Annotated in this window: 9 protein-coding genes and 1 pseudogene; 6 read left to right on the top strand and 4 right to left on the bottom strand. The window is 32.0% G+C overall.

Features of this window, described 5'->3' with window-relative positions:
- Window positions 1-22 precede the first annotated feature (22 nt).
- From FC55_RS07810 to FC55_RS07790, 5 genes and pseudogenes are all read left to right on the top strand, one after another.
- Window positions 23-2,712: pseudogene (locus tag FC55_RS07810) on the top strand (class I SAM-dependent DNA methyltransferase).
- A 6-nt stretch (window positions 2,713-2,718) separates the two neighbouring features.
- Window positions 2,719-4,677: a DEAD/DEAH box helicase gene (locus FC55_RS07805; protein ID WP_003699270.1), complete on the top strand. Its 1,959-nt coding sequence runs from the start codon at window positions 2,719-2,721 to the stop codon at window positions 4,675-4,677.
- Window positions 4,670-5,872: a GIY-YIG nuclease family protein gene (locus FC55_RS07800; RefSeq protein WP_003699269.1), complete on the top strand. Its 1,203-nt coding sequence runs from the start codon at window positions 4,670-4,672 to the stop codon at window positions 5,870-5,872. The genes FC55_RS07805 and FC55_RS07800 overlap by 8 nt, the downstream gene beginning before the upstream one ends.
- 70 nt (window positions 5,873-5,942) lie before the next feature.
- Window positions 5,943-8,468 (top strand): hypothetical protein, encoded by a 2,526-nt coding sequence (locus FC55_RS10140; protein WP_003699268.1) that lies wholly within the window; start codon window positions 5,943-5,945, stop codon window positions 8,466-8,468.
- A gap of 23 nt (window positions 8,469-8,491) precedes the next feature.
- A complete protein-coding gene (locus tag FC55_RS07790; protein WP_003699267.1) occupies window positions 8,492-9,055 on the top strand; it encodes a hypothetical protein in 564 nt (187 codons plus the stop codon).
- 257 nt (window positions 9,056-9,312) lie between these two features.
- Here FC55_RS07790 and FC55_RS07785 read toward each other — a convergent pair whose 3' ends face one another.
- The 4 genes from FC55_RS07785 to FC55_RS07770 form a co-directional block, all read right to left on the bottom strand.
- Window positions 9,313-10,707, bottom strand: a complete 1,395-nt coding sequence (locus FC55_RS07785; RefSeq protein ID WP_003699265.1) for an APC family permease — start codon at window positions 10,705-10,707, stop codon at window positions 9,313-9,315.
- Window positions 10,708-10,746: 39 nt separating this feature from the next.
- Complete coding sequence (gene ald / locus FC55_RS07780) at window positions 10,747-11,850, bottom strand: alanine dehydrogenase (RefSeq protein WP_035149313.1); 1,104 nt, start codon at window positions 11,848-11,850, stop codon at window positions 10,747-10,749.
- Window positions 11,851-12,238: 388 nt separating this feature from the next.
- Window positions 12,239-13,006 (bottom strand): epoxyqueuosine reductase QueH, encoded by a 768-nt coding sequence (locus tag FC55_RS07775; protein WP_035149309.1) that lies wholly within the window; start codon window positions 13,004-13,006, stop codon window positions 12,239-12,241.
- 63 nt (window positions 13,007-13,069) lie between these two features.
- Entirely contained in the window at window positions 13,070-13,579 is a 510-nt protein-coding gene (locus tag FC55_RS07770; protein ID WP_003699259.1) for a DUF1836 domain-containing protein, read from the bottom strand.
- A 148-nt stretch (window positions 13,580-13,727) separates the two neighbouring features.
- Here FC55_RS07770 and FC55_RS07765 point away from each other — a divergent pair, with 148 nt between their 5' ends.
- Window positions 13,728-14,570 carry a DegV family protein gene (locus tag FC55_RS07765; RefSeq protein ID WP_081036622.1) on the top strand — a complete coding sequence of 281 codons (843 nt, stop codon included), beginning with the start codon at window positions 13,728-13,730 and terminating at the stop codon, window positions 14,568-14,570.
- Window positions 14,571-14,622: the final 52 nt, after the last annotated feature.

Here is a 14,622-nt window from a genome sequence, read left to right as displayed (position 1 = left end):
ATACACAGTCGGAGGAGAAAGTATGGCTATTACGGAGTATGAAGATAAAATTAGGAATATTGTAGAGAATTTAGACAAAGAAGAATTTATCTTTGAATTTTTAAGTGTTTATAGCAAGATTGCAAAATCTACAATTACTAAATTACGCAAAGGAACTAATAATTTATCTAAGGTGCCTGGTGAATACCATTTAAAAAATAAATTATATTTTAAACAAGTTTCAGGAGATACATTACAAGCTTTTACTGACTTGGTTAGTAAAATATCTCAACAAAATGTAAATCCAAGATACATTATGGTAACTGACTTTAAAAACTTAATTGCAAGGGACACAAAAACTCAAGAAACAATAGATATTGATTTTAAGAAGTTACCAAGAAACTTTGAATTTTTCTTGGCTTGGAACGGCATTGAAAAAGCTGATTTCGAAAGAGAAAATCCAGCTGATTTAAAGGCTGCTGAGAGATTTGCAAAGTTGTATGATATATTGTAAAAGACAACGAGCGCATATCCAGACATGGACTAAATCTATTTTTAATTCGATTACTCTTTTGTTTATTTGCAGAAGATACAGGAGTGTTTGAAAAAGATATTTTTACTAATACAATTAAGAGCATGACAAAAGAAGACGGCAGTGATTTAAACTGCCGAATTCAAGAATTATTCGAATTTTTAGATACTAAAATTAGACCGGAAGATACACCTGCATGGTTGAGAAAATTCCCTTACGTCAACGGGCAGCTATTTACTGAACAACATACAAACGTTGTCTTTTCAAAGAAGTCAAGAAACCTAATCATAGAAGCGGGAGAACTAATTGGTTGGGACAAGGTAAATCCAGACATTTTAGGTTCAATGTTACAAGCAGTTGCTAGTGAAGATAAACGTAGTCATTTGGGGATGCACTACACTTCTGTACCTAATATTATGAAAGTAATTAATCCATTATTTTTAGATGATTTGCATGAAGAATTTGAAAAAGCAAAAGGCAATGAAACTAAATTAAATAATTTATTAGAACGTATGCGTAAGATGAAATTCATGGATCCAGCTTGTGGTTCAGGTAATTTTTTGATTATTACATATAAAGAACTCAGACGCTTGGAAATGGATATTTTTGAGGAATTAGGTAAGTTAAACAATAGTACTATGTATGTACCAACTATTGATTTGGGGCAATTTTATGGTATTGAGATTGAAGACTTTGCAGTTGATGTAACTAGACTATCTTTGTATATTGCAGATCACCAAATGAACTTAGAATTGAAACGACGTTACGGTGATGTACTTCGAGAGACATTACCGTTACATAAAGTTGGTGACATTAGATGTGGTAATGCTTTAAGACTCGACTGGAATGAAATTTTACCACATGAAAAAGAGGATGAAATTTACTTGTTTGGTAACCCACCATATAAAGGAGGAAAATCTCAGCCTAAGGAATATAAAAAATATACAGAGCCAATTATTGGACATATAAAAGGATGGAAAAATTTAGATTATATAACTTGCTGGTTTATTTTAGGTAGCAGATATATATCAAATAGTAAAGCTAAATTGTCATTTGTATCAACAAACTCTATTTGTCAAGGGGAACAAGTAGCAATGCTTTGGCCGGAAATATATAAAAATAATGTTGAAATAAATTTTGCATATACATCTTTTAAATGGAATAATAACGCTAAAAATAATGCAGGAGTAACGGTAGTAGTTATTGGTTTAAGTAACAGAAAATTTATAAAGCAAAAGAAATTATTCTATGATAATAAAATAAGATTAGTTGATAATATAAATCCATATTTAATTAATGGAGAAAACATTATTGTTAATAAGTCCTTTAAATCGTTATCTGGGTTACCATTAATGAGCTTAGGTAATATGCCAAAAGATGGTGGCAACTTAATGTTAACCGAAGAAGAAAGAGACCAACTATTATTGAACTACCCAAATTCAGAAAAATATATTAGAAGAATAACAGGGTCAAAAGAATATATAAATGATATTGCAAGATATTGTATATGGTTAAATGATGACAATTATAAAAAAGCTATGGATATACCGTTAATTAAAAAGAGAATAGAAAAAGTTAAGGACTTTAGACTAAGTAGTACAGCTCAGTCAACTAGAGAAGCGGCTAGCTATGCTTATAAATTTAAGCAAAGAGGACATTATGATAATGTAACTGTATCGAAAGAACAGTTTAACACTATTGTAGTTCCAAGAGTATCGTCTGAATCAAGAATTTACGTACCATTTGGATTAAGTAATCAGAATGTTATTATTTCTGATTCTGCTATGGCCATCTATGATGCTCCACTTTGGCTATTGGGATTACTGGAATCACGTATGCATATGATCTGGCTGCGAAATATTGGAGGGAAATTAAAGACAGATTATCGTTATTCCTCAGTACTTGTCTACAACACTTTCCCAGTTCCAGAACTTTCTACGCGTCGTAAGAATGAAATTGAAGAATTGATTGGAAATATTTTGGATATTCGAGAAGAAGAAGGTGGAACTTTAGCTGAATTGTATGGTTCACCATTAGCTGCTAAGAATCCTAAGCCAATGAACCCAAGATTATTAGAAGCACATAAAGAACTAGATAAGGTTGTCGATAGAGCGTATAAATCAACTGATTTTAAAGATGATAATGAACGTTTAGCATTGTTATTGAACATGTATAGTGAAATGGTCAATAAAAAGGGGTAAGGAAATATGAGTAATAACATAGAAGTAAATTATCATACAACTGGAGAAAGTACTGTTACTAATAAATTAGGTATGCGTCAGATGCAAGAAAGAGTATATGCAAAGCGAAATTCTAAATATTTGTTAGTTAAAGCTCCACCTGCTTCTGGTAAATCACGTGCTCTAATGTTTGTTGCTTTGGATAAATTAGCTAATCAAGGGATTAAAAAAGTAATTGTAGCTGTTCCAGAACGTTCAATTGGAAGTTCATTTAAAAATACAGAATTAGTTAAATATGGCTTTTATGAAGATTGGATAATTGATCCATATTATGATTTAACATCTGCTGGAACTAGTGATAGCAAAGTACAGAGACTAATCAAATTTATGGAAGATACAGAAGCTAAAGTAGCTATTTGTACTCATTCAACTTTGCGAAATGCTTATCAAAAAATTGATAGTGATAAAAAGTTCGACAATACTCTAATTGCGATTGATGAATTTCATCATGTATCAGCAGAGGATAATTCTGTTTTAGGTGGTGCATTAAAAAATATTATGCATAATTCCAATGCACACATTTTAGCAATGACTGGTTCATATTTTAGAGGGGATTCTGCACCAATTTTAACAGAAGAAGATGAGCGTGAATTTGATAAAGTTAATTATTCATACTATGAACAATTAGATGGATACAAGTATTTGAAATCATTTGGAATAGATTATAAATTCTACCAAGGTCGCTATACAGATGCAATTGGAGAAGCGATGGATTTAGATAAGAAAATGATAATCCATATTCCTAATGTTAATTCTGCTGAATCAACTAAAGATAAATATGATGAAGTTGATCATATTTTTGATGCAATTGGTGAAATTGAAAAGAAAGATGAAGAAACAGGTATCTACTTTGTTAGACGAAAAACTGATGGAAAACTTTTGAAGGTAGCGGATTTAGTTAATGAAGATGGTCGTGAAAAGATCCAGGCAACTTTAAGAAAAATCAAAGATGCTGATGATTTAGATATTATTATTGCTCTTGGTATGGCAAAAGAAGGTTTTGACTGGCCATGGGCTGAATATGCCTTAACTATTGGATATCGAGGATCATTGACAGAAATTGTACAAATCATAGGTCGTGTTACTCGTGATAGTGAAAATAAGACACACTCACAATTTGTTAACTTGATTGCACAACCTGATGCAGACAATGAAGATGTTACTTACGCGGTAAATACGATTATTAAAGCTATTACTGCTTCATTATTGATGGAACAGGTTTTATCACCTGAAATAAAATTAAAATCTAAAGGAAGTAAGATTGATACTACAGATAAAAATAATGATGATGTGGTATTTATTAAAGGTTTAAAAGAACCACCAACTCAAAAGGCTAAGGATATCATTGAAAATGATCTACCTGATTTAAAGGCATCTATTTTACAAGATAGACAAGTTCAACAAGCCATTGCGACTCAAGAAGATACGGAATATGTAAATAAAGTGCTTATTCCTAAAGTAATTATGCAACAAGAATTAGACTTGGATGATGAGGAACTTGAATCTGTAAGACAACATTTAGTGGCTGATATGGTGGTTAGTCAAAGTCAAAATAAGACTTCTAAGGGAGAAAATGGTGATAATAACAAATTCTTGAGTATGGCAAATAGATTGGTTGATGTAGAAAAATTAGATATCAATATGATTGACAAGATTAATCCATTCCAAAGAGCTTATGAAATCATGTCTACTAATATTAATAGCAGTACTTTGCGTATCTTGCAAAGAGAAATCGATTCTAAGAAATATGATTTTAGTGAAGATGAGTTAAGGATAATTTACCCTCAAATTTTGAAGTTCATTTCAGAAAATGATGGTAAATTACCAGATAAGGGCTCTGATGATGAAATGGAAAGAAAGTATGCATATGCATTGATTAAGTTAAAAACTATGAAGGAAGAAAAGGAACGTTTAGAAAATGCCTAAGAGTATAGATGAGATTTTAGATGATCCCCAGTTAAATGAAATTCTGGATAGATTAGAGACTAATAAAAAGAGTAAAAAGATCTCGAATGTTGATCCAGATATTAAAAAATTCATAGAAATTGTAGAGTGGGTTAAAGAAAATGGACATGAACCTGTAGCTGCTGAATATGGTAGTAATGAAAGAAAACTTTATAGCCGGTTAAAGGGAATTAGAAAAAGACATAGCGACGATGAGTTAGCTGAGTATGATCCGGAACACCTATTAATAAAAGAAACAATACCTGAATATAAGACGTTAAAAGATAAGATAGATTTAAATAAAAAGTACGACACGCTAGATGATATCTTGAATGATGATTTGGGAATATTTGATGAATTAGATATAGATAAAGACTTAGAAAATAAGTTACATGATACAAGTAAGCTCAAACGTAAAATAACAGTTTCTACTTCAAATAGAGCTAGGCCAAAGAAAATGGCTAACTTTGCTCCTTATGAAAGAATGTTTAAGAAGATTCAAGCTGACTTAGCTAGTGGGAGAAGAAAGTTAGTTAGATTTAAGAATTATGAAATTGAAGAAGATAGATTTTATGTATTACGTGGGCAGTTGATCTATATCGACGCAATTGGCGATACTTTTGATGCTAATAACAACGATCGTTATAAGAAAAAAGATGCTAGAGTGCATATTATCTATGAAAATGGAACTGAAAGTATGCCTTTACGTAATGGTCTGGCAGCTTCATTGTATGGTAGTAGTAAGGAAAGTAATGTTAAAGGCATGATGGTTACTGATCGTTTAGACAGTGAAGTAGAAATAAAAAATGATGATATTGTAACAGGTTACATTTATGTGTTAAAATCATTGAGTAATAATTCACAAATTTCAAGTATTAAGAATTTATACAAAATAGGTTTTACTACTGGAAGTATTGAGAAGAGAATTGCTAATGCTGAGAATGAATCCACGTATTTATATGCTCCTGTAAAGGAAGTCATGCAATTTAAAGTTATCAATTTGAAGGCTGAAAGTTTAGAAACTGCAATTCATCATGCTTTGGCTCAATATCAATTAGATGTTGATATTTTAGGCCCTAATGGTAGAAAAATTAAACCTAAAGAATGGTTTGTGGTAGATTTAGATACTATTTCGGAAATAGTCAATGAGATAGTGGCTAAACTCCAAATTGGATAAAATAAAAAAGAAGTAGCTCCTATTCCTTAGTTTTTGAGGAGTAGGAGCTTTTTGTAGGGGAAGATAGTTAATGATAAGTGTATTAAGTAGTAAAGATAGGGAAGAAATATTTAATACAATGACAGATTTTCAGATAGATGTCATTATGAATCATGTTATGTATAGAGTAAAATCAGAATTATTGACAGCTAGTTTTTGGAAAGGAATTCATTGGGAGCTGTTGGGTGTAAACTATGATCGTCTTTACAGAAAAAAGTTAAACCAAAGAAAGTATAAGCCATCGCTTTACTGTGAATGTGGAAGATCATTGAAATATCAATATGTAGTTAAATCTAAGGAAACTGGAGAAATCTTAGAACTTGGTAAGGAATGTTTCACTCAACGAACAGGTATTCCTGAAAGAATAGCAGAGGAAATATACAATAGTAGGAACAAAATAAATATCTTTCAAGATGAAATACTTAGTGCATATAAATTTAGGAAAAGATTTCCTATAGAACTCTATAATGAAATTCATCTTAATAAAGTAGATGATAAGTGGTCTCCTTATTATAACAAGAAAATATTAGACTTTAAAAAAGCAAATTTACCACTTTTCCATAGAGATCAAGATAAACTTGAAAATGATTTAATAGAGTATAAAGTTAGAAAAAGACAACTCAAAAGGCTATTAGGTGTGAATTTTGAAGTAGAGTATACTGAAAATTATGTCTATTTAATTAAGTATATGGAAAATAGAATTTTAAATGATAGAAAACTTAATCAAGGTGAGCGTAAAAAGCTTATTCAAGATTTATATAAGATTAGTAAAGCAGTAAATGAGAGTATTAGTACTGACTTTGCTAAGTTAACAGCTAATAAAAGAAATTTAATAACAGTTGAGTATATAGATCCACTCAATGTTAAAATTAAAAATTTTAATTTGTCATACAAAGAAGCATTAAGTGAATCTAGAAATATTGCTAGAAAAATAATGGACTATGCAAATGGTAAAAAAATAGAGAAAAACACAAAAATAAAACAAGTAACTAATAAACAAGTAAATACCAATAACACATCAAATATAAGACTAGATCATGGGTTAAATGGTATTAAAAAAGATACAAGTAAAAAAAGTGAAGTAGATATATTACTGGAAAAAGAAGAAGAAAAAATAGTTGAATTAAATGCATTACAGATTCAAATTTATGGAAAAGATGCTGTTCAATTTCATCGAAATATGAAGAAAATACGTTCGACAAAAGAAATTGGTAAAAGTATAAATGAGATAAATAAAAAATATGAAGAATATACAAAAATAAAGAAAAAGTATATGGACTTGATAGAAATATATTCCAAATCTTACCCAGCACTTATTAATAGATTAAATGAAATTAGTGATGAAGGGTTTATATTATCTAATAATATAGAAGATGGGTATATTAAGATGCTAGATAAGTACAATGGGTTACCCAAAATAAGTGAGGAAGAAAATAAGCTAGTTAAATATTTTATGCTGAAACACAAAGTAAATATCCCCGGTAAGGGTATAAAGCAAGGTTATTCTTTGTCAGCTTCATTGAAAAAGTTTAAGCAAGTAAAAGATGTAGAAGTTAAGAAAATATTATTAGAATATTTAGTTTTAAAAGTGGAGCTTACTAAAGAAATTATAAGATTTAGACAACAAAATATGCGAGATATTTATTTTAGAGCAAATGAAATAATTTCTAAGTATGACGCTTATTCCTATAATAAAAATAATAATATTGAATTACATGATATTATTTTTTTGATTAGTAGCAGTACAGGTAATATAGATAGCACTGATATAAGATTAAGCGAAGATGTTGAATTTTTAAAACATAAATTAGAGTCGATTATAGCTAAATCAGAACAAAAGGGCTTAATTAACGGAATTTTAAATGAGTTAGTTAAAATGTATGAAAGATCAGGGACAACTACTAGGGATATTTTAAATATTCTTAATAAAATAGTAGAAAGAGAATCAACATTTTATTATGGTGCAATCTATAATTCAGTCGATACATGGAAACAGGAATTTATAGATTTTTTGTATAAGGTAAATTATTATTATATAGGAAACAAGCTTCCAAATGATTTTTTGAATGTTAATAAGAAAATCCTAAATAAGAATTTAGAGTTTTTGGTATTTATAGATGAAGTAGTGAAACCTAGATTAGAGACAGTGACAGTGTCTAAACAAGAATTTAAAATGAGTAGATCGAAGTTGATTAAAAGAGTTAAGAAGATATATGGGGGAAGTGTAAGAAGTGAGAAAAATAGTACAGAAAAATATTTATATAGAATAAGAAAGAATATAAGTATAATGAATGTGTTATCTAGTTATGGATATACTAAAAGAAAACTACATACGGAAGTATTATTAGTAGAACGTTTAATGATACAGAATAAGAAAGTAGAAATGATTAGAAAGGTTTTAGAAAAGTATTCACAAAGAAATTCTGATGATTTTAAACGAGAAATTAGATCATTACCAATTTCTAATGATCTAAAGAAACGAATAATCTTCTTTGAGAAAAATAAAAAAGATATTTTAGAGCTTCAAGATGTTTTTAAGAGTAAAATAAGAAATTAACCTACAAATAAGCTGGTGATAAAATGAAAAAACTAACTATATCATTATTAGCATTAATAACAATTCTTTCCTGTGGAGCTACTACTGTCAGTGCAGCAAGATTTCGAACCTATCGTTATCATACGCCACGTGTGAGAAGAACACCAAGATACCGAATTCGCAAATCAGAGTATTCTTATAGCTATAAGATGAGTTCTGATCATAACAGCTATAGTCATCATGATAATATGTCGAGCTATCGTAGTAGCAGCTACTCTAATACAGGGTCTATTGCAACATTTACTGGATCGCAGACAGATGATATTTTGAATAATCAGATTTCCAAGAAAAAATATCGCAATGACTATTATCGTCAAAGTATTATTACAAATCCTTGGATCTGGGCGATGTTAATCAACCATCACGCTAGATATCGTCATAATGAGGAATATACTAGAGGTTATAATGCAGGTTTTGAAGCTAGTCAGCAAGATAAAAAAGAGGGGACGACTGAGCATCAAACATTATCTAGCGATGAAAATGCACAACATACTAGATATTATCTTCGTGGATATAAGGAAGGGTATCGCGACGGAATGAATAGGTAATTATTTGAAGGAAGAAACTAACTAACTTCATGTAGTACATGACTAAGGCTTCAAAAACTATTAGACAACAGGAGGGATTGACATGGAAGATCTAGCAGGATGTGTAGGTTGTATTTTTTATGTTATTTTAGGATTATTTGGCCTAGCCTTATTATTCTTTAGTTTGGTTCAAATGTCTTTATAAAATTATCTTGGATAACAAAACAAAACCCGTCCAATGAACAAAAATTCATTGAACGGATTTTTTTTATATTAATCTATTCAGCTTCTCCGGCATGTTCTTGATTAACGTCAACATGACGAACGGAATAACCAAGATAGAAGAGTAAACCTATTCCGAGCCAGATAAAGTAACTAATCCAAGCTGGTAGGGTGATGTTTATCATTAAAACAACACATACAACGATTGATAGGATTGGTAGGATATTTCCAAACGGAACCTTAAATGGTCGTGGTAAATCTGGCTGCTGTTTACGTAATAAAATTACGATTAAAGAGATTAGACTGAAGACTGCCAGAGAACCGACATTAGCAATTAAAGCTAAGTTTCTCATATCCATAAATCCAGCAAGAATAGCTGCTAAAAGTCCATTTAACCATAGCGCACGGTTAGGACTATGACTCTTAGAATTTAAGTGAGCTAGCTGCTTAGGTAAGAAACCACCACGACTCATGGACATTGTAATATTAGCTCCTGCATAAACAAAGGCAAGTACTACGGCCATGATGCCTAAAATAGCACCGGCAGAAACAATTTGGGCAGTTAAAGTATGTCCCTTTTCTAAAAGTACAAAAGCCATGGCTTCAGCAACATTGAGTTCCTTGTAAGGAACAACCCCGGTCATTACTAGACTAACTGCTACGTACAAGGCAGTTGAAACTACAAGTGAAATGATAATAGCACGAGGTAGGTTTCGTTGAACATTCTTAGCATCTTCGGCTGAAGTAGCTAGGGCATCAAAACCAAGAAAGGTGAAGAAAACGGTTGATGCTCCAACCATGATCCCACGACCACCGTATGGGAAGAAAGGATGCCAGTGAGCAGGGCGTATATGTTTAACACTAACAATGATGAACAAGAAAATCACAGTTAGTTTGATAATAACTAAGATGTTATTAAGTAATTTACTCTCACTAGTTCCCTTCGTTAATACAAGGGTGATAAATAAAATCATGATGATCGCAGGTAGATTCATAATTCCTCCTGCAGATGGTGCAGCTAGGAAAATCTTAGGTAAATGTACTCCAAATTCAGCTAAGAATGAGTGAACATAACCTGTCCATCCATTTGCAACTGTAGCGGTTGTAGTAATGTAAACTCCTAATAGAGTCCAACCAGCAAAGAAGGCCATAACCTGTCCAATCGTAACCCAAGCGTAAATATAGGCACTTCCGGAATTAGGGATAGTGGTTGAAAGTTCAGAATAACAAAGTCCAATCAAGCCACTAGCGATTGCGGCTACTAGAAAAGAGAAGATAACCGCTGGACCGGCAGTAGTTGCGGCTACAATACCAGTTAAAACTAAGATCCCAGTTCCAATCATTGCACCGATTCCCAGAATGGAAAGATCAAAAAGACCTAAAGAACGCTCGTCTTCCGACTTAATGCTGGCGTTTTTCAATACTTTGTTAACGTCAATTTTATTTTTCATAGTTTAGGCCGCCTCCTTTCCGGGCTAAAGGAGCAGGGCTTAACCTTTATAGGGTGTGAATGGTAGGTCTAAACTATCTGCAACAGCCTTGGAAGTAAGGTCTCCTTGGTGTGTATTAATTCCTGTAAGGATTGTGTTGTTTTCAGCAGCTGCTTTATCAATACCTTTATTAGCAATTTCAATTGCATAATGTACTGTTGCGCTGGAAAGTGCTTCTGTCGCTGTCTTTGGAACAGCACCAGGCATGTTAGCAACTGTGTAATGAATAACATCATGTGTTACATAGATTGGATCTTCGTGAGTTGTTGCTCTCACTGTTGTTTCGAAGATACCACCTTGGTCGATAGGAATATCAACGATAACAGAACCAGGTTTCATGTTCTTAACCATTTCTTCTGTAACTAATTTTGGTGCCTTAGCTCCTGGGATTAGAACAGCACCAACTACTAAGTCAGCTTCTTCAACAGCTTTCTTGATGTTAGCAGTATTAGACATTAAAGTTTGAATCTTTCCATCGAAAATATTGTCGATTTCGGCTAAGCGTTGAGCGTTAATATCAAGAATTGTAACTTGTGCGCCCATACCAACAGCGATCTTAGCAGCGTTGAAACCTACAGTACCACCACCGATAATAGCAACTTTACCGCGATGTACACCGGAAACACCACTCAAAAGAATACCTTTGCCACCATGTGCTTGTTCTAAGAAATGAGATCCAACTTGGATTGACATACGGCCAGCGATTTCACTCATAGGGAAGAGAAGTGGAAGTCCGCCGCCTCTACCAACCATTGTTTCGTATGCTACCCCTGTAACCTTCTTTTCAATTAAGGCTTCTGTTAATGGTTTATCTGCGGCCAGATGAAGATAAGTATAGATGATTTGACCTGGTTTGAAGTATTGGTATTCACTTTCCAAAGGTTCTTTAACTTTGATGACCATTTCTGTATCCCATGCTTCTTCTGCTGAACCTATTGTTGCACCAGCAGCGATATATTCTTCATCTGGGAAACCAGAGCCAACGCCAGCTCCTTTTTCAACAATTACTGAATGGCCTGCATGAACTAAGCTTGCTACAGCACTTGGAGTAGCACCAACACGTTCTTCTTGTTTTTTGATTTCTTTAGGTACACCGATTAACATAATAGGATACTCCTTTCCAAATAATGAATAAAAATTCAAATAATTTCTCATATTTCGTTGATAGCGCTTTCAACCTAATGCAAGAATAACACTTAAAAAGATAAATATCAACCCCTAAACCTAAAGTTTGTGAAATTTAATTTCCCTTTAATTAGCGGGTTTTGGGAGCTTTTTCACAAAGTTGCTCTTATCTTGTTATTTATAAAACAACATTAGAACGATTGTTAGAAATGATTAATTATACATTAAATGTATAATTAATAAATGATTAGACTGGTTGATGTGAGAGTAGATGTATCAAGTAATTTATGGAAAATTTATATTAAGTTATTGAAATTGGGAAAAATAAAAAAGGACTGAATTTAATAATCTCAGTCCTTTTTAATAATTAAATAGTTTCACCATTAATTTTAAAAGTTATTTCAGGAAATTCCTTATCTGCATCTTTACCTTCTAAAAATTCTAGTGCTTCACGTCTAATTTTACTTAAATTAACACCCTGAGCTTTAGCAGCAAAGACACAACCACAGTAGCATTGGCGATAAACATCGTATTCATGACACATTTCAACTGAACGTTGATAACCACCATTTTTCTTGAAATCACTAGGAAGATAGTGGGTAGTATATAAACTTTGAACCTCTAGACCTACTTGATTAATGACTTGAGAGTTTTTATGCGGACTAATTGTTAGTGCACTTCCAAAGTAGTCAAAGTCTAATTCTACAGCTTTTTGTGCCACTTTATCTAGTCGATAATCGTAACAAACACGACAACGTGCACCACCTTCGACTTCTTTTTCAAGTCCACGAACTTTTTCAAAATATTCCTGTGGTTCATAAGGGGCAGATATGAACTTAACATTATTTCCAGTGTTTTCATTGAAATCATGAATAAATTTTTGTTGAACATATTTTCTACGTTGATATTCAGCACGTGGATGAATATTAGAATTAGCATAGTAAACAGTAACATCAGCAAATTTTGTTAAGTACTCAAGCGTGTATGTACTACATGGTGCACAACAACTGTGTAAAAGAATACGTGGGCGAGTGTCAGCTTCTTCCCATTTCTTAACCATTTTTTGCATGACCTTATCGTAATTGATCTTTTGATTTTTATTCATTTTAGCAAGAATTTCTTCTACATCTATCAATTGACTCATCTCGATTCTATAACGAACTCAAATACTATAATACCATTAAAATCGCAGATTGAACTAATTTTCTTGACGTAAATTAGCATAATATTTATCAATGTAAGCTTTATAACTAACAGCCATAATAATATTGTGTAGCATACGCTGATATTCGGTATGCTCATTGCCTATTTCATCTAAGTCAGTTTTCAAACCAAAGACATACGGAAGAATATTTTCTAATTCTTCTACAAAATAATTATAGGCAACTTTAGTTGAATATGTTCGTCTTTGTAGTTCGATTGCTGCTTTTAAATCGCTAAGTTGCATTACATTTTTAGCAACAGCAATAAAAAATAATTCAGCAATTTGATCAGCTGCATAACGCTTTTTAACAGGTCGGCGAATTATCTTATGTTTAACATAATTACTAATCATCGAACTAGTTAGCTTTACATCGCCCAAAATTTCAAGCCTTTCGCTGATGTATGCAGTAGTTTGGTCTAAATACAATTCAACTTCAGGTAAATCGTCATATCGTGGTAGTTTAAAATTTTGGATACTTTGGCTTATTTTAAATTCTCTATTCATAAATTGATACCTCGCTAGCCTAAGTATATAGGTAAAGTAACATTTTATCAATGTAAAACTTGTTATAAGTTTTTTAAAAACCGTTGACAATGTTTTTTATATTTTATAAGCTTAATGAAAATTCTATAAATAAGGAATGGTTGGAATTATGAAGAAAATAATTACAGATTCAGCAGCAAATTTAAATGTAGCAACATTGAATGGTATTAAATATCAGAGTGTAGGTTTAACTTTAGTTTGTGGGGATAAAGTATTTTTAGATGGTGCTGATTTTGATCAAGCTGAATTCGATAAGTTTATCGAAAACAGTTCAACAGAAATAAAATCTTCTTGTCCTAGTGTTGAAAGTTACTTGGCAGCAATAGGGGATGCTGATGAAGTATATATTTTTACAATTTCAAGTGCGCTTTCGGGTTCGTATAATACTGCACAAACAGCTAAAAAAATGATTCTAGAGGAAGATCCAAATAGAAAAATACACGTCTTTGATACAAAAGCAGCAGGTCCAGCAGAACGTATGGCAGCTGTTAAAGCTAGTGAATTACTAAATGAAGGGGGAGACTTTTCTGAAGTAGTAATACAAGTTCAATGTTATATCGATCATTTGAAGATCTTCTTTAGCTTACAATCATTAACGAATTTAGCAAATAATGGTCGAATAAATAAAACTGTTGCGAAACTTGCAGGAGTCTTAAAAATTAATGTGCTAGGTTGGGCGAACGAAGAAGGAAAGATTGAACAATTAGGAAAAGCACGTGGATCTAAACGTGCATATCAATCTTTGGTAGATACATTAGTTAAGCATAATTTTAATAGTAAAAAAGTGGTAATTGATCATGCAAACAATGAAAAAGGTGCATTAGCTTTGAAGGACTTAATTCAAGCAAAGTATCCTAATTGTCAGATAGAAATTGGAATTTGTACAGCACTATGTAGCTTTTACGCAGAAAAAGGGGGGTTAATGGTTGGCTGTACTGTGAATGATGGTTAAAAATAAGATTTATTAATAAGAATTCCTGAAGTGCAACAAAAAAGTTAGACAA

This window comes from Ligilactobacillus salivarius DSM 20555 = ATCC 11741 (assembly GCF_001435955.1).
Classification (GTDB): Bacteria; Bacillota; Bacilli; order Lactobacillales; family Lactobacillaceae; genus Ligilactobacillus; species Ligilactobacillus salivarius.
The sequence above is the reverse complement of the archived record's forward strand: the minus strand, read 5'-3'. Positions and strand labels throughout refer to the sequence as shown.

What these genes read in the sequence shown, in the direction of transcription:
- ald (WP_035149313.1), bottom strand. Translation starts at nt 11,850, where the DNA reads ATGTTAATCGGTGTACCTAAAGAAATCAAAAAACAAGAAGAACGTGTT.
- FC55_RS07770 (WP_003699259.1), bottom strand. Translation starts at nt 13,579, where the DNA reads ATGAATAGAGAATTTAAAATAAGCCAAAGTATCCAAAATTTTAAACTA.
- FC55_RS07765 (WP_081036622.1), top strand. Translation starts at nt 13,728, where the DNA reads ATGAAGAAAATAATTACAGATTCAGCAGCAAATTTAAATGTAGCAACA.
- FC55_RS07785 (WP_003699265.1), bottom strand. Translation starts at nt 10,707, where the DNA reads ATGAAAAATAAAATTGACGTTAACAAAGTATTGAAAAACGCCAGCATT.
- FC55_RS10140 (WP_003699268.1), top strand. Translation starts at nt 5,943, where the DNA reads ATGATAAGTGTATTAAGTAGTAAAGATAGGGAAGAAATATTTAATACA.
- FC55_RS07790 (WP_003699267.1), top strand. Translation starts at nt 8,492, where the DNA reads ATGAAAAAACTAACTATATCATTATTAGCATTAATAACAATTCTTTCC.
- FC55_RS07805 (WP_003699270.1), top strand. Translation starts at nt 2,719, where the DNA reads ATGAGTAATAACATAGAAGTAAATTATCATACAACTGGAGAAAGTACT.
- FC55_RS07800 (WP_003699269.1), top strand. Translation starts at nt 4,670, where the DNA reads ATGCCTAAGAGTATAGATGAGATTTTAGATGATCCCCAGTTAAATGAA.